This is a genomic window from Solimonas variicoloris DSM 15731 (genome assembly GCF_000382285.1).
In the GTDB taxonomy this organism is placed as follows: domain Bacteria; phylum Pseudomonadota; class Gammaproteobacteria; order Nevskiales; family Nevskiaceae; genus Solimonas; species Solimonas variicoloris.
Map to the genome: position 1 here is coordinate 1 of NZ_KB907951.1, position 15,257 is coordinate 15,257.

General features: G+C 65.1%; 17 protein-coding genes and 1 rRNA gene. 5 read left to right on the top strand and 13 right to left on the bottom strand.

Annotated features, from left to right (window positions below; all coding sequences use genetic code 11):
* Positions 1-40: 40 nt before the first annotated feature.
* Both H149_RS0117675 and tyrS read right to left on the bottom strand, forming a co-directional pair.
* A 16S ribosomal RNA gene (locus tag H149_RS0117675) occupies positions 41-1,570 on the bottom strand.
* Positions 1,571-2,131: 561 nt separating this feature from the next.
* Positions 2,132-3,337, bottom strand: coding sequence for a tyrosine--tRNA ligase (gene tyrS, locus H149_RS0117680; RefSeq protein WP_020651109.1), 1,206 nt, complete (start codon positions 3,335-3,337; stop codon positions 2,132-2,134).
* Between the two features lie 295 nt (positions 3,338-3,632).
* On the opposite strand from tyrS, the gene H149_RS0117685 reads away from it, so the two are divergent.
* On the top strand, positions 3,633-4,916 hold the full coding sequence (locus tag H149_RS0117685) for an OapA family protein (protein ID WP_020651110.1): 1,284 nt from the start codon (positions 3,633-3,635) through the stop codon (positions 4,914-4,916).
* 7 nt (positions 4,917-4,923) lie between these two features.
* Positions 4,924-6,036: an anhydro-N-acetylmuramic acid kinase gene (locus H149_RS0117690; protein ID WP_020651111.1), complete on the top strand. Its 1,113-nt coding sequence runs from the start codon at positions 4,924-4,926 to the stop codon at positions 6,034-6,036.
* A gap of 50 nt (positions 6,037-6,086) precedes the next feature.
* Here H149_RS0117690 and erpA read toward each other — a convergent pair whose 3' ends face one another.
* Genes erpA through argC form a run of 4 tightly spaced genes read right to left on the bottom strand, consistent with a single transcriptional unit; the run spans position 6,087 to position 8,729 of the window.
* Positions 6,087-6,446 carry an iron-sulfur cluster insertion protein ErpA gene (gene erpA / locus H149_RS0117695; RefSeq protein ID WP_020651112.1) on the bottom strand — a complete coding sequence of 120 codons (360 nt, stop codon included), beginning with the start codon at positions 6,444-6,446 and terminating at the stop codon, positions 6,087-6,089.
* Positions 6,447-6,463: 17 nt separating this feature from the next.
* Complete coding sequence (locus H149_RS21605) at positions 6,464-6,931, bottom strand: bactofilin family protein (RefSeq protein ID WP_154654911.1); 468 nt, start codon at positions 6,929-6,931, stop codon at positions 6,464-6,466.
* Positions 6,915-7,685, bottom strand: coding sequence for a DUF6776 family protein (locus tag H149_RS0117705; protein ID WP_020651114.1), 771 nt, complete (start codon positions 7,683-7,685; stop codon positions 6,915-6,917). Before H149_RS0117705 ends, H149_RS21605 begins: the two co-directional genes overlap by 17 nt.
* Before the next feature lie 12 nt (positions 7,686-7,697).
* Positions 7,698-8,729, bottom strand: a complete 1,032-nt coding sequence (gene argC / locus H149_RS0117710) for an N-acetyl-gamma-glutamyl-phosphate reductase (RefSeq protein WP_020651115.1) — start codon at positions 8,727-8,729, stop codon at positions 7,698-7,700.
* Between the two features lie 76 nt (positions 8,730-8,805).
* Between argC and hemJ the strand changes: the two genes are divergently transcribed.
* On the top strand, positions 8,806-9,228 hold the full coding sequence (hemJ, locus tag H149_RS0117715; RefSeq protein ID WP_020651116.1) for a protoporphyrinogen oxidase HemJ: 423 nt from the start codon (positions 8,806-8,808) through the stop codon (positions 9,226-9,228).
* 66 nt (positions 9,229-9,294) lie between these two features.
* Here hemJ and bfr read toward each other — a convergent pair whose 3' ends face one another.
* From bfr to H149_RS0117730, 3 genes are all read right to left on the bottom strand, one after another.
* On the bottom strand, positions 9,295-9,780 hold the full coding sequence (gene bfr, locus H149_RS0117720) for a bacterioferritin (RefSeq protein ID WP_020651117.1): 486 nt from the start codon (positions 9,778-9,780) through the stop codon (positions 9,295-9,297).
* 114 nt (positions 9,781-9,894) lie between these two features.
* Complete coding sequence (locus H149_RS0117725; RefSeq protein ID WP_020651118.1) at positions 9,895-10,116, bottom strand: (2Fe-2S)-binding protein; 222 nt, start codon at positions 10,114-10,116, stop codon at positions 9,895-9,897.
* 85 nt (positions 10,117-10,201) lie between these two features.
* Complete coding sequence (locus H149_RS0117730) at positions 10,202-10,771, bottom strand: RNA pyrophosphohydrolase (protein WP_436278848.1); 570 nt, start codon at positions 10,769-10,771, stop codon at positions 10,202-10,204.
* Positions 10,772-10,821: 50 nt separating this feature from the next.
* Between H149_RS0117730 and H149_RS0117735 the strand changes: the two genes are divergently transcribed.
* The gene (locus H149_RS0117735) at positions 10,822-11,478 is read left to right on the top strand and encodes a histidinol-phosphatase (RefSeq protein ID WP_020651120.1); all 657 of its coding nucleotides are present in this window, start codon (positions 10,822-10,824) and stop codon (positions 11,476-11,478) included.
* 12 nt (positions 11,479-11,490) lie between these two features.
* Here H149_RS0117735 and H149_RS0117740 read toward each other — a convergent pair whose 3' ends face one another.
* Positions 11,491-12,288 (bottom strand): inositol monophosphatase family protein, encoded by a 798-nt coding sequence (locus tag H149_RS0117740; protein WP_020651121.1) that lies wholly within the window; start codon positions 12,286-12,288, stop codon positions 11,491-11,493.
* Positions 12,289-12,414: 126 nt separating this feature from the next.
* Here H149_RS0117740 and H149_RS0117745 point away from each other — a divergent pair, with 126 nt between their 5' ends.
* Positions 12,415-12,960, top strand: a complete 546-nt coding sequence (locus H149_RS0117745; protein ID WP_020651122.1) for a cob(I)yrinic acid a,c-diamide adenosyltransferase — start codon at positions 12,415-12,417, stop codon at positions 12,958-12,960.
* On the opposite strand, the gene H149_RS0117750 is transcribed toward H149_RS0117745, so the two are convergent.
* From H149_RS0117750 to ampD, 3 genes are read right to left on the bottom strand one after another with little or no spacing between them, the layout of a single operon-like run.
* Positions 12,941-13,771, bottom strand: a complete 831-nt coding sequence (locus tag H149_RS0117750) for an ABC transporter substrate-binding protein (RefSeq protein ID WP_020651123.1) — start codon at positions 13,769-13,771, stop codon at positions 12,941-12,943. The two genes, H149_RS0117745 and H149_RS0117750, sit on opposite strands and share 20 nt — an antisense overlap.
* Complete coding sequence (gene ampE, locus H149_RS0117755; protein WP_020651124.1) at positions 13,771-14,634, bottom strand: regulatory signaling modulator protein AmpE; 864 nt, start codon at positions 14,632-14,634, stop codon at positions 13,771-13,773. The genes H149_RS0117750 and ampE overlap by 1 nt, the downstream gene beginning before the upstream one ends.
* A gap of 8 nt (positions 14,635-14,642) precedes the next feature.
* Positions 14,643-15,242: a 1,6-anhydro-N-acetylmuramyl-L-alanine amidase AmpD gene (gene ampD, locus H149_RS0117760; RefSeq protein WP_020651125.1), complete on the bottom strand. Its 600-nt coding sequence runs from the start codon at positions 15,240-15,242 to the stop codon at positions 14,643-14,645.
* Positions 15,243-15,257: the final 15 nt, after the last annotated feature.

The following is a 15,257-nucleotide window of genomic DNA, read 5'->3' on the forward strand; positions in this document are numbered from 1 at the left end:
CTTGTGTGGGCGCTCCCAATTGCGCTTGGAAGCATTCTTGAAAGGAGGTGATCCAGCCGCAGGTTCCCCTACGGCTACCTTGTTACGACTTCACCCCAGTCATCGGCCACACCGTGGTAAGCGCCCCCCTTGCGGTTAGACTACCTACTTCTGGTGCAACAGACTTCCATGGTGTGACGGGCGGTGTGTACAAGGCCCGGGAACGTATTCACCGCCGCAAATGCTGATCGGCGATTACTAGCGATTCCGACTTCACGAGGTCGAGTTGCAGACCTCGATCCGGACTACGAACAGCTTTTTGGGATTAGCTCCACCTTGCGGCTTGGCGACCCTCTGTACTGTCCATTGTAGTACGTGTGTAGCCCTGGGCATAAGGGCCATGATGACTTGACGTCATCCCCACCTTCCTCCAGTTTGTCACTGGCGGTCCCCTTAGAGTGCTCAACTAAATGGTGGCAACTAAGGGCAAGGGTTGCGCTCGTTGCGGGACTTAACCCAACATCTCACGACACGAGCTGACGACAGCCATGCAGCACCTGTGTCTAGGTTCCCTTGCGGGCACTCCCACATCTCTGCAGGATTCCTAGCATGTCAAGCCCAGGTAAGGTTCTTCGCGTTGCATCGAATTAAACCACATACTCCACCGCTTGTGCGGGCCCCCGTCAATTCCTTTGAGTTTCAACCTTGCGGCCGTACTCCCCAGGCGGAGAACTTATCGCGTTAGCTACGACACCGACTTGCAGAGCAAACCGACGTCAAGTTCTCATCGTTTACGGCGTGGACTACCAGGGTATCTAATCCTGTTTGATCCCCACGCTTTCGTGTCTCAGTGTCAGTACAGGCCCAGGTGGCTGCCTTCGCCATTGATGTTCCTTCCGATATCTACGCATTTCACCGCTACACCGGAAATTCCACCACCCTCTACCGTACTCTAGTCATTCAGTCTCAGAAGCAGTTCCCAGGTTAAGCCCAGGGATTTCACAACTGACTTGAATAACCACCTACACACGCTTTACGCCCAGTAAATCCGATTAACGCTAGCACCCTCTGTATTACCGCGGCTGCTGGCACAGAGTTAGCCGGTGCTTATTCTTCAGGTACCGTCAAGACTCGATGTATTAGACCGAGTTTTTTCTTCCCTGCTTAAAGTGCTTTACAACCCGAAGGCCTTCTTCACACACGCGGCATTGCTGGATCAGGCTTGCGCCCATTGTCCAATATTCCCCACTGCTGCCTCCCGTAGGAGTCCGGACCGTGTCTCAGTTCCGGTGTGACTGATCGTCCTCTCAGACCAGTTACTGATCGTCGCCTTGGTAGGCCTTTACCCTACCAACTAGCTAATCAGACATAGGCTCCTCTCAGAGTGCTAGGCCTTGCGGTCCCCAGCTTTGGTCTTGCGACATCATGCGGTATTACTCCAAGTTTCCCTGGGCTATCCCCCGCTCTGAGGCAGATTCCTATGTGTTCCTCACCCGTCCGCCGCTAACAGTATTGCTACTGCCCGCGCGACTTGCATGTGTTAGGCATGCCGCCAGCGTTCAATCTGAGCCAGGATCAAACTCTCCACTTTAAAGTGTAAAGCTTAGATCCAATTACGCCTCGACGTGGCTAAACGTCTTCGGCGTCGAAGAGTCATCTTCGTAACTCAATTAACTTGGCTACGTTGATACTCTCATGTCACGTGGCTTCGCCACGCTCATGGGAGCACCCACACAAATCACTTGCTTGTTCTTAAAGATCTGGCCAACCCGGCGTCTCGTTACTGCGTCGCCGGTCAGCGGGGAGGCGAATAATAGGGTTTTTTGGGCGGCGCGCAACGACTTTTTGCTGCAATATTTTCAAGTATTTGACTTTAAATGATTTTTTAGTTCAACTTGATGCGCGCCGCAGACCGCGACGCGCGGAATCTGTGCACATTTCGTCCAAATTCAGGTCATTTACTGTCCGCCCGCGCGAAGACAGCTCGATTCAGGGCTGATCCGCCGCGGGTCTAACGACGCTATTCCGCGCCCCAAACCTTGAATCCCAGCAGAGCGCTGCAGCCCCAAACAAAAAAGGGCGAGCACTCGGCTCGCCCTTTCGCTTCCATGAGCGCACCGAAGCTGATTCGGCGCAGCCCAATCTTCCGCCACTAGACCTCTGCAATCAGCTCGATTCGAGCATAACGGCGAGAACCCACCTGCAAGAGGTACTGCTGACCAGGGGCCAGCATGAGTCCGCGGTCATCGATACGCTGTTGGTCGACGCGTACGGCGCGCTGCTCAATCATGCGATTGCCTTCCGCATTGCTGGCAACCAGCCCCGTCTCCTTGAGCGCGCGTGCGAGCGGCAGGCCAGCCGCGGGCGCGGCGACCCGGACTTGCGGGATGTTGTCTGGCAGCGATCCCTGCGAGAACTGAGCGATGAATGCCTCTCTGGCAGCGTCGCCCGCCCCGGATCCGTGAAAGCGGGACACGAGCTCGACGCCCAACTCCATCTTGATGTCCCGCGGATTGGCGCCTTCGGTGACGCTGGTACGCAGGCGCTGGATCTCCGCCAGTGGCCGAAACGATAGCAACTCGTAGTAGCGCCACATGAGGGTATCGGACACGGACATCAGCTTGCCGAACATTTCGCCGGGAGCATCGTTGACACCGATGTAGTTGCCCAGGCTCTTCGACATCTTCTGGACGCCGTCCAGCCCCTCGAGGATCGGCACCGTCATGATGCACTGCGGCCGCTGGCCCGCCTGCACCTGCAGATGCCGCCCCATGAGCAGGTTGAACTTCTGGTCGGTACCGCCGAGTTCGACATCCGCCTTCAGCGCCACCGAGTCGTAGCCTTGCAGCAACGGATAGAGGAACTCGTGAACCGCAATGGGCTGATTGCCCGCGTAGCGCTTGGCGAAGTCGTCTCGCTCCAGCATGCGCGCAACGGTGTACTGGGCCGCCAGGCGGATCAGCCCTTCGGCGCCGAGCTTGTCCAGCCAGCGCGAGTTGAACTCGATCGTGGTCTTCTCGGGGTCGAGGATCTTGAAGACCTGTTCCTTATAAGTCTGTGCGTTCTCCTCGACTTGCTCGCGCGTCAGCGGCTTGCGCGTCTCGTTCTTGCCGGTGGGGTCGCCGATCATGCCGGTGAAATCACCGATCAGGAACACCGCCTCGTGCCCCTCCTCCTGAAAGGCACGCAATTTGTTAAGCAAAAGCGTATGGCCGAGGTGGAGATCCCTGGCGGTCGGATCGAAGCCAGCTTTGATCCGCAGGCGCTGCCCATCCCGACGCGCCTTCTCGAGTCGGGCGCGAAATTCCTCGGCCGGAATGATTTCGTCCGTGCCGCGTTCGAGTTCAGTGAAGTCCATGGTTGTTTGAGCAGCGAGGGAACCAAGCGTGTTTGAGACGATCCAACCCGAGGCCTTTGGCTTGCAATGCCGGGGAAACTGTGTTTCCTTACGGCCTCAAGCAGTAATCAGAACAAGCACGACGATATAGAAGCATTTCCAATGCCGGACCGTGCGAGACAGCGCGGCCTGATATCGTTTTCAGGTTGAGAAGATGAAGATTGATTATAGCCCAGCCGAGCTGGCGCCCCGCCGTTCGGCTCGCCGTTCCGTCTGGCTCGCAACCGCTTGCATCGGCGTTCTTTCCGCTGTCGCCATGCGCGAAGGCATCGCCACGCGTCATAGTGCGCTGCAGGATGCCGCCGGCGATGAAGTCGCCAGTGCCTTCACGCCAACCACCGAGAACGCATTCGACAGCGCCATCCAGTCCGCGACCGCAGACGCTTTGCAGGCGCCGGCGGCCAGCGAGTGGACGACCGTCGTCGTGCGCCGCGGCCAAACGCTGTCGGACATTTTCGCGAAAGAAGGCATCGGCCTCTCCGAAGCGGTGGCGATCGTCGGCCTCGGCGGCGACGCGGCGCGCCTGAAGAGCTTGAAGACCGGGGAAAAGCTGAGCTTGCGCAAGACGGACGACGATCAACTCGACGAGCTGAACTACGAGTTCGACGAGACGCACACCCTGCAGGTCCGCCGCAGCGACAGCGGCTACGACGCACTGACCATCGAAGCGGAGATCGAGCATCGGCCGGCGCAGCTCACCGGCGTGATCACTAGCTCGCTGTTTGCCGCTGCACAGAAGGCGGGCCTTTCGAACCGCCTCGTGATGGAGCTGGCCGACATCTTCGGCTACGACATCGACTTCGCGCTCGACCTGCGCGACGGCGATCGCTTCTCGGTCGTCTACGATCAGCTGTACAAGGATGGCAAGAAGCTGCGCGACGGCGACATCGTCGCGGCCGAGTTCGTCAATCGCGGCCAGGCTTACCGCGCCATGCGATATGTCGACGCCGATGGCAACGCCACCTATTACACGCCGGAAGGCGCATCGTTCCGCAAGGCTTTCATTCGCACGCCGGTCGACTTCATCCGCATCAGCTCCGGCTTCACGACCGGTCGCCGACATCCGATCCTCAACGTCATCCGGGCCCACAAAGGCGTCGACTACGCCGCTGCAATCGGGACGCCGGTCAAGGCCACGGGCGACGGCATCGTCGACTTCGTCGGCGTCAAGAGCGGCTACGGCAACGTCGTCAGCATCCGCCACGGCACCAAGTACACGACGCTGTACGGGCATCTGTCGCGCTTCCGTGCCGGCCTCAAGGTGGGCCAGCGGGTCCGCCAGGGCCAGCTGATTGCCTACGTCGGCATGACCGGCCTGGCGACCGGCCCGCATCTGCACTACGAATTCCGCGTTAACGGCCTCCACCAGAATCCGCTCACGGTCGCCCTGCCGCGCGCCAATCCGCTGCCGAAGAGCGTCGTGGCGCGGTGGCGGCTCGAGAACGCCACCGCTCTCGCGCAGCTCGATGCGCTCTCCAGCACGCGCACGGCCCAGCTCGATACGCCCGCCGAGGCTCCGCCGCCGGCGCTGCACAACTGAGTCGCGCGTGGGCGTCTGCATCGGGCTGATGTCCGGCACCAGCCTGGACGCCATCGATGCGGCCGCCTGCGAGTTTTCGGACGATGCGCAGTGGCGGCGCCTGATCGGCACGCGCTCCCACCGCTATCCGGCCGCCGTGCGCGAAGAGCTGCTCGCGCTGCAGCGGCGACCCGATACGCCGATCACGCTACGTGACGTCGCCCGCCTCGACGCCGTGATCGGCGACTCCTTCGCCGAAGCCGCGGCAAAGCTGATGGGGGATCTGGGCCTGTCCGCCACGGACGTCACGGCCATCGGCTCGCACGGGCAGACGGTATTCCACGATCCGACGTCCCTGCACACGACAACCCAGCTGGGCGATCCGAACCGCATCGCGGCCCGAACCGGCGTACGCACCGTCGCGGACTTGCGCCGCGCCGACATGGCGCACGGCGGTCACGGCGCCCCGCTGATGCCCGCCTTTCACCACGCCCTGTTCGCTGATGCGTACGTACAGGTCGTTGCGAACATCGGCGGCATCGCCAATATCACCGTGCTGCCTGGCAGCGGTGGCGGCGACGTCTTCGGCTTCGACACCGGTCCGGGCAATGCACTGCTGGACGACTGGGCCCAGCACCACCTCGGCGTGCCCTATGATCGCGACGGCGCCTGGGCAGCCAGCGGCAGCGTCGATACCGCCCTGCTCCAGCACTGCCTCGCCGATCCGTACTTCGCGCGGCCGGCGCCGAAGAGCACGGGGCGCGACTACTTCAATCTGGACTGGCTGCACGCTCGCGGCGCCGATCTCGGCAGCCGCGCGGCAGCCGACGTGCAGCGCACGCTACTGCAGCTCACGGTGGAAAGCCTAGCTCGCGCCATCGAAGCACGGGCGCCGGCGGCAGAGAGGCTGCTGGTGTGCGGCGGTGGAGCTCGCAATCGCATTCTGATGGAGCGGCTGAACGCGCGCCTGCCACGGCTACAGGTCGCCGATACCGGGATTCGCGGACTCGATCCGGACTGGGTCGAAGCCGCCGGTTTCGCCTGGCTGGCGCAGCGCACCGTACTCGGACTCAGCGGCAATCTGCCGTCCGTCACCGGCGCGGCAAGACCGGTCATCCTGGGCGGGATCTACTCGGCCTGAAGGAGGGCGCATCCGAAGGCGGTACGCCCGCACAACCCCAGGCGTGAGGGTCAAACGGAGAACGAGTTCCCGCAACCGCAGGAGGTGGTCGCGTTCGGATTGCGGATCACGAACTGCGCGCCTTCGACGCTCTCCTTGTAGTCGATCTCGGCGCCGACGAGGTATTGCACGCTCATCGGATCGACCAGCAGCGTCACGCCGTTGCGGACCACGACGGTATCGTCGTCCTCGCGGAGCTTCTCGAACTTGAAGCCGTACTGAAAGCCCGAGCAGCCGCCGCCGGTGACGAACACCCGCAGCATCTGCTCCGGATCGTCCTCTTCGTTCAGCAACTCGCGAACCTTGTCCGCGGCGGCTGCCGTAAAAATGACCGACGCTTCGTCGGTGACTGCTTCTGCTGCTTCTGCCATGACCGATACCGCCCGCTTTACGCGTTGTTGACCAGGCCTTTGAACCGACGCGCCTCACTCAGCTCGTCGACCGCATCCTGTCCTTCGCCAGTGACGGCAATGTCCAGCTTCTGCGTCGTCTCGTGCACGAGCTGACCGTTGACCTGGGCGCCGCCTTCCATTTCGATGATCTTGTAATACACGTTGCCGGTGACGCGCGCCTTGGCGGCGAGCGTGATCTTCTCGGACGCGTAAACATCACCGCTCACTGAACCGTTGAGCATGATATTGGGGACGCGCACATCGCCTTCAATAGCGCCGCTTTCGCTGACCGACAGCGCCGAGGCCTTGTCGCCGCTGGCGAGAACCTTGCCCTTGACCTTGCCGTCGATGTGCAGGCCGCCGCTGAAGCGGATGTCGCCGAGGATCTCGGTCTGACGGCCGATGAGGGTATCCACGCCGGTGGCCGTCGTTGCGCCCTTCGTGCCGCTATTCCCGAACTTCATGAAGATCCTCCCCGTTGTCCATCACGCGCTGCCAGTCGAAGCCTTCCTCGGTCCGCGGCGCACCGTCACTCGACGGAACCAGGGTCACCAGCATGCGGCTCGGCACGAAGCCGGCCGGCAACTGAAACTCGCCACTGAACTCTTCGAAGTACTTCAATGAAAATAGCAGATTTTGCGCCAGCTCCGGCGCCAGTTCATTCAGCGGCAGCTTACGCTCCACGCCGGCGGCGCTGCCGACGATCGCCAGCTCGATGCGACCGCCGATCCGCTTCTCGTGCCGGACCGACTGGATCAGCGTCAGGAAGAAGCGGTAGCGTCCGCGCCGTCCGGCGATCTCGCTGAGCTTCAGCTCCTGCACCCGCACCCCGGCACGCGCCTGATCGGGCGCGGCAATGCCGCGGTAGAACGCCACCTGCTCGCGCAACTCGGACGCTTCCGCCTGCAGATCGGTCAACGACTTGCGCACGGCATCGCAGGCTTGCGAGTCGATCTCCGTTGAACGCTGCGCGTACACGACCTGCTGCTGGAGCTGCGTGATCTCCGCACGCGCCGCGCGCAGATCACGCGTCAGCTGGCGGCGCTCGGCGCGCAGCTGCTCAGCCTCGGTCTGCGCCCGCTCGAAGTCGCTGACGGTGGTCGCGCGCGTATAGCTGTACAAGGCCCATGCCCCCAGCGCGAGGGCCCCGGTGCAGCCCGCGATCAGCGCCGGGCGCAGCCACGGCCGGTGCCGGCGGATGATGATCTTGTGCTGCACGTCGGCGGCAGCTCAGGGCGTCAGCGGCGGCGCCCGCAAGCCCAGGCACTCATCGAGTCCGAACATCAGGTTGAAATTCTGCACGGCCTGTCCGGATGCGCCCTTGACCAGATTGTCGATCACCGACAGCACGATCACCGTCCTGCGGTCCGGCGCCAGGTGCACCGCCACGCGGCAGGTATTCGCCCCGCGCACGCCACGTGTCTCCGGATGGTCGCCAGCCGGCGCCACGTCGACGAACGGCTCGCCCGCATAGCGATCCTCGTAGAGCCGCTGCAGGTCCAGATCGTGCCGCTTGAGGCGCGCATACAGCGTGGCGTGGATGCCGCGCACCAGCGGCAGCAGGTGCGGCACGAAATTCAGGCCGACCGGATGTCCGGCGATGTCGGCCACGCCTTGCAGGATTTCCGGCAGATGCCGATGGCCCTGCACGCCGTAGGCCTTGAACGAATCCGAAGCTTCGCAGAACAGAGAACCGATCTTGGCCTCGCGGCCGGCGCCGCTGACGCCCGACTTGCAGTCGGCGATGACGCCGTCGAATTCGATGGCACCGGCCTCGAGCAGCGGCAGCAGGCCGAGCTGCACGGACGTCGGATAGCACCCTGGGTTGGCGACGACGCGCGCCTTGCGGATCGCCTCGCGATGCACTTCCGGCAGGCCGTAAACGGCTTCGGCAAGCAGATCCGGCGCCGTGTGCTCCAGCTTGTACCAGTCCTTGAACACCACCGGATCACGCAGACGAAAGTCCGCCGACAGATCGATGACACGCACCCCGCGCGCGACCAGATCGGGCGCCATCTGCATCGCCGTGCCGTGCGGCGTGGCGAAGAAGACCGCGTCGCAGTTCGCCAGCTCGGCCGGATCGGGCGTCGTGAACGCGAGATCGCAGTGACCGCGCAAGTGCGGGAACAAGGCATCGGCGCGATGCCCATTCTCCTTGCGCGAGGTCAGCATGACGACCTCGGCCTGCGGGTGCTGCGCGAACAGGCGCAGCAGCTCGGCTCCGGTGTAACCCGTGCCGCCGACGATACCGACCTTGATCATGGACGTTTGCCCTGAAATCACTGGGGCCGGCGATAATAGACGATCAGACCCGCCCACATCGTTTCAGGATCGCGCCATGTACCTGTGGCTCAAAGCCTTTCATATCTTTTTCGTGGTGGCCTGGTTTGCCGGCCTCTTCTACCTGCCGCGACTGTTCGTCTATCACGTCGACGCCCGCGACCCCGGCGCCCATGAACGGTTCTGCGTCATGGAGCGCCGCCTCTACGTGATGACCACGCTCGGCATGATCGGCACCTGGCTGCTCGGCATCGGCCTGCTGCTGAGCGGCCCCGAGGTCTACCTCAAAGCCGGCTGGCTGCACGCCAAGCTCGCGCTCGTGCTGGCGCTGTCCGGCTACCACGGCTGGCTGAAGACGCAGCTGCGCGCGCTCGCCCAGCAGCGCAGCCAGCGCTCCGCCGGATTTTACCGGGCGATGAACGAGGTGCCGACGCTCCTGCTGCTCGCGGTCGTCATCCTGGTCGTCGTCAAACCGTTCTGAAGCAATCGACTTGCGAATGCGAAAAGCCCCGCGTTTGCGGGGCTTTTCGGTTCCAGATCACGATGCTCAGGGCGAGGAGCCGACTTCGCCGATACCGAGCTGCAGATAATTCTGCAGGCCGATCTTGTCGATCAGCCCCAGCTGCTCCTCGATCCAGTCGATGTGCTCTTCCTCGCTGCTCTGGATCGCCACGAACAGCTCGCGGGTCACGTAGTCACCGACCTTCTCGCAGTAGGCGATCGCGTCCTTGTAGAGCGGATGCGCCTCGCGCTCGCGCTTGAGATCACATTCCAGCAATTCCTTGACGTCCTCGCCAATGTACAGCTTGCCGAGATCCTGAAGGTTCGGCAGCCCCTCGAGGAACAGGATGCGCGCGACGAGCTTGTCGGCATGCTTCATCTCGTCGATCGATTCGTCGTACTCGTGCTTCTCGAGCCGCTTGAAGCCCCAGTTACCGAGCATGCGCGCATGCAGGAAGTACTGATTGATCGCGGTCAGCTCGTTCTTGAGGCCGAGATTGAGGTATTCGATGACCTTGGGGTCGCCGCGCATGGCCTGGCTCCGTCCTGATGTTTCGGCGGTCAGTATAGGGAGGCAGGCGGCCGGCGTGCGAAACGCCGAACAGAGCCAGAACGTTTTCGATTCGCGCCGGGCGAATCCAGCTCCTCAGGTCCCGAGCAGGGCCGGAGTCAGGGCGGACAGCGGAATGGCGGCCTGTTCCTCGCGCAGCGCTTCGCCGAGCAGTTCGCGCGCCTGCGGCACGCATTTGCCGCAGCAGGTGCCGACGCCGTGCATTTGCGCCAGCTCGCGCAGGCTCGTCACACCATCCTGTCGGACGGCGCGCCGGATCGCGCGATCGGAGACGGCCTTGCAGACGCAAATGTACATGGCCGTATCGTGCTGCAAATGAGAATTCGTGTCAACTGCTTTGGAGTCTCGTTTCGCCCCTGCCACTCTGTCCCGTCGCTGGCCTTCAGCCCAAAGCTTCGTTATCCGGCTGCACGCGCGGCGGTCCGCCCAGCAGCGGAGCGAGTTCGCGCAGCGCGCAGTGGTAGACCTCTCTTTTGAATTCAACGACTTCGTCGAGCGGCAGCCAGTAATCGACCCAGCGCCAGCCGTCGAATTCGGGCTTGTGGCTGGTGTCGAGGCGCACCGCGGCATCGGTGGTCATGAGCCGCAGCGCGAACCATTTCTGCTTCTGGCCGATGCAGACCCGTCCGCGCGAGCGGCGCAGATACCGACTCGGCAGCCGGTAGCGCAACCAGCCCGACGTCACGCCGAGGATCTGGACGTCCGCACGTGTCAGGCCCAGCTCTTCGCCGAGTTCACGGAACAGGGCCTGCTCGGGACGCTCGCCGCGCTGGATTCCGCCTTGCGGGAACTGCCAGGCGTCCTGGCCGATGCGCTTGGCCCACAGAAGTTTGCCTTCGGCATTGCACAGGACAATGCCGACATTCGGCCTAAATCCATCTGCATCAATCACTTGAGCGTGCCAACGGCAATGTTTGAAAGGATTGTTCCACAAGCTGCGATCAGCCAGCAACGCGTGGCTGCTATCCTGCGCGGCCCCTTTCACCCCTGCCGGACCGCAGCATGCGCCGCCTCGCCGTCTTCGATCTCGACCACACCCTGCTCGCCAACGACAGCGACCACCTCTGGGGACGCTGGATGATCGAGCATGGCGTCGTCGACGCCGAGCAATACGCGCGCGAGAACGAGCGCTTCTACGGGCTGTACAGTGCCGGCACGCTCGACATCCACGAGTACGCCGCCTTCAGCCTGCGCCCGCTGGTCGAGCAACCGCTGGAGCGCATGCTGGCGCTGCGCGAGCGCTTCGTCGCCGAATGGATCGTGCCGGCGATCGCACCGGGCACGCCGGCGCTGCTCGAAAAACACCGCGCGCAGGGCGACGAACTGCTGATCACGACCGCGACCAGCCGTTTCATCACCGAACCGATCGCGGCGCTGCTCGGCGTGACAAACCTGATCGCCACCGATCCCGAGCTCCACGACGGCCGCTACACCGGACGGATCGCCGGCATCCCGAACTTCCAGGGCGGCAAGGTCCAGCGACTGCGCGAGTGGCTCGCCCGGCAGACCGAGCCGTACACGCACCTGACCGCCTACAGCGATTCGCGCAACGACATCCCGCTGCTCGAGGAGGCGCAGGCGGCGGTCGCCGTCGATCCGGACGCGGTGCTGCGCGCCACGGCGCAAAGCCGCGGCTGGGCGATCATCAGCCTGCGCTGACGCCGGCCGTGCCTACAGCGCGAGGCTGGCGAAGGCTTCGTGCAGACGCCCGTTGCTGGCCAGCACGGTGCGCGTCTCCAGGCTCAGCGGCCGCCCGTTCAGGTCGGTGAAGCGACCGCCGGCCTCTTCGACGATCACCGACAGCGCGGCGATGTCGAGGATGTTGACGTCGGACTCGACCACCGCGTCGAGCTTGCCGCCGGCCAGATAGTGGTAGTGCACGAAGTCGCCGTAGCCGCGGATGCGATGCAGCTGCGGAATCAGGCGCCCCAGCTCGGCCCATTGCGGCGCGCGCGCCAGCGTCGCCAGATTGCCGGTCGACAGCGTCGCCTGGCCGAGCTGGTCGATGGCCGAAACCTGCAGGCGCTCGAAATCGGCGAGCGGCGTCTCCAGCAGGCCGCGCCAGGCACCAGCCCCGCGCTCGGCCCAGACCAGCTCGCCGAGGCCCTCGTTCCAGCACGGCGCGCACGACAGGCCGAACTCGATGCGCGATCTGCGCATCAGCGCGATCTGCACCGAGAAGATCGGATAGCCGCGCACGAAAGCCTTGGTGCCGTCGATCGGATCGACCAGCCACAGCGACTCGGCATCGGCCATCTCGCGGCCGGTCTCCTCGCCGTAGAAGCCGTAATCCGGGAAGTGCTCGCGCAGCACCGCCTTGATCGCACGCTCGGCGGCGACGTCGACTTCGGTGACCGGGCTGGCGTCGGCCTTGTACTCGACGCGGAAATTGCCGCGATAAGCCTTGCGGATGATCTCGGTGGCGGCGCGCGCGGCTTGCAGCGCGGCGGCGAGGTGCGGACTGGCCATGGAGCTCTGGACTCGTTGCGGGGGTGCGCATGATAGCGGCGCGCGCCGGCGCTGGCGCATTCACGGCTTGCGCTCGGCACCGGTCTTGGGCTTTAGTCGGCGCCCCCCGCCACAGGAAGCACGCACATGGGCAACCGCCTCAGCAAGATCGTCACCCGCACCGGCGATGCCGGCACCACCGGCCTGGCCAGCGGCGATCGCATCGCCAAGACGCATCACCGCATCGCGGCGATGGGCGAGCTCGACGAGCTCAACTCGCACTTCGGCGTACTGCTCGCCCACGAGGCGCTGCCGGACGTGTTCCGCGAGCCGCTCGGCCTGGTCCAGCACCGCCTGTTCGACATCGGCGGCGAACTCGCGCTGCCCGGCCACGTCGCAATCCGCGAGGAGCACGTCGCGCAGCTCGAAGAATGGGCCGAGCGCTTCAACGCCGAACTGCCGCCGCTCAAGGATTTCGTGCTGCCGGGCGGCAACGCGGTCGCCGCCCAAGCCCACCTGACGCGTGCCGTCGCCCGTCGCGCCGAGCGCAGTCTGTGGATCGTGCACGCCGAGGCCGCACTGAATGCCGCGTCGCTGCGCTACCTCAACCGCCTGTCCGACCTGATGTTCGTGATCGGTCGCCTGCTGGCCCGCGCCAACGGCGGCTGCGAGATCATCTGGCGTCACGCCTGAGCCGATCGAGCCCGGCGCAGAGCTGGGCGATGCCGTCGAGCACGCGCGGCGACTGCCGCGTCAGCGCATCGGCGTCGACCAACACGCGGCGCGCCGGATCGGCGGCGCGCGCCGGCGCCAGGCGGCGCCAGTAGGCATCGATGCCGCGCGCATCCTCGTCGTCGGCAACGACCACGGCGTCCGGGTCGGCCGCCAGCACCACCTCGTCGCTGACCACAGCGGAGATCGTCGGCAGCGCGGCGAACACGTTGTCGCCGCCGCACAACGACAGCGCCGCGCTGATCGGACTGCTGCCGTTGATCGTGTATACCGGCCCCGATTCGAGCTGGTAGAAGACGCGCAGCCGCGAGCGGCCGCGATAGCGCTCGCGCAGCGCCGCGAGCCGCCGCGCGTAATCGCCGGCCGCCGCGCGGCCCGCGTCGGCGTGGCCGAGGCGGCGCCCGAGCACGGCCAGCTCGGCGCCGATCGCGTCGAGATCGCCGATCGATACGATTTCTAGGCGCAGGCCGACGCCGCGCAGGCGCTCGACGGTCGCCGCCGGCGTGCCGCTGCCCCAGGCCAGCACCAGACTCGGGCGCAGCGCGAGCACGGCTTCGACATTGACGGCGAAAGCGCTGCCGACCTGCGGCAGGCGCGCGGCGGCCGGCGGCGCGTCGGTGTAGGCGACGACACCGACCAGTTCGTCGCAGGCACCGACCGCACAGACCAGCTCGGCCAGATGCGGCGCCAGCACGACGATGCGCTCGGACGCCGCCGCGCCGTTCGCGATCAGGCCGAGCAGCAGCCCGGCCAGCACGCACGCCGCGCGCATCAGAACATGCTGCCGGTGGCGAAGATCGCGAAGAACGCCAGCAGGATCAGCAACGCGCGCCACTGCATGCGCAGCACTTCGCGCAGCGCCGTGCCGAGGTTGAGCGGCTCGGCGCCGCCGTCGGCGGTTTCCGTGCGCAGCGAGGCGACCGCGATCTCGGCGAGCAGCGCCCAGGTATGCGAGCGCCAGCCGTGCAGCGGCTGGCGCATCAGGCGGCGCCAGGCCGCCAGCGCGTCGTCGAGGCTGCCGGCCAGACCGTAGAGCAGCGTGGTGATGCGCACCGGGATCCAGGCCAGCAGGTTGTGCAGCCAGTCGGCCGTGACTTCCGCCATCGAGCCCGGCGCGGTCTCGCGCAGCAGGCGCGGCAGGCGGCTGGCGACGCGATAGGCGACGGCGCCGGCCGGCCCGAACACGAAAAACCACAGCAGCACGCCGAACAGCTTCTCGTGCGACTGGATGAACAGCGTGCCCATCAGCGAGCGATGGTTGTCGTCGGGCTGCGGGCCACGCTGCAGATTGCGCGCGATCTGCTGCACGCGGGCGCTGTCGCCGGCCGCGCGCGCCGCGAGCAGATCGTGCACGTCCTCGGCCAGATCGCGCGGCCCCAGACACAGCAGCAGCACCGCGGCGGCGACGCACAGCGCCAGGATCGGACTCCAGATCTGCGCGTAGGCCCACCACACGAATGCGACCGGCGCGGCAACGACGGCCAGCGGCAGCAGCGGCGATGCCCACAGCACCGCCGGCAGCACGCGATGCAGGCCGCGCATCAGCCAAAGGAAGATCACCGGCCGCCCCCAGCCCGGGATGCGGCCGAGCACACGTTCGAGTCCCAGCGCGATGAGGATGCCGATCAGGGTCATGGAGGCGGTCAGTGTGCCGGAGCGCCGAGCGCCGCGCGATAGCGGGCCCAGTCGAAATGAGGACCCGGATCGGTTTTCCGTCCCGGGGCGATGTCGGAATGCCCGGCGATGCGCGCCGCGCTGAGCCGCGGATAGGCGCCGAGCAAGGCCTTGGTCACCGTGGCCAGCTTCGCGTACTGCCTGGCGGTGAACGGCCGCTCGTCGCTACCTTCGAGCTCGATGCCGATCGAGAAATCGTTGCAGCGCTCGCGTCCTTCGTAGCGCGACACCCCGGCATGCCAGGCGCGCGCGCCGAACGGCACGTACTGGGTGACGCGGCCGTCGCGGGCGATCAGCAGGTGCGAGGACACGCGCAGCGCGTGGATGCCGGCGAAGTACGGATGCGCGTCCGGGTCGAGCCGGTTGGTGAACAGCTGATCGATGTACGGGCCGCCGAAGCGGCCCGGCGGCAGCGAGATGTTGTGGATGACCAGCAGCGAGATGTCGTCCGCGTCCGGTCGCGCGTCGTGGTTCGGCGACGGACAGACGCGCGCGCCTGCCAGCCAGCCGCCGGCGATCGCCGGCCGCCGCGCGGAACCTTTGCGCCTAACTTGCGTCTGTTCGATCATCCGCCCTTCACCTTC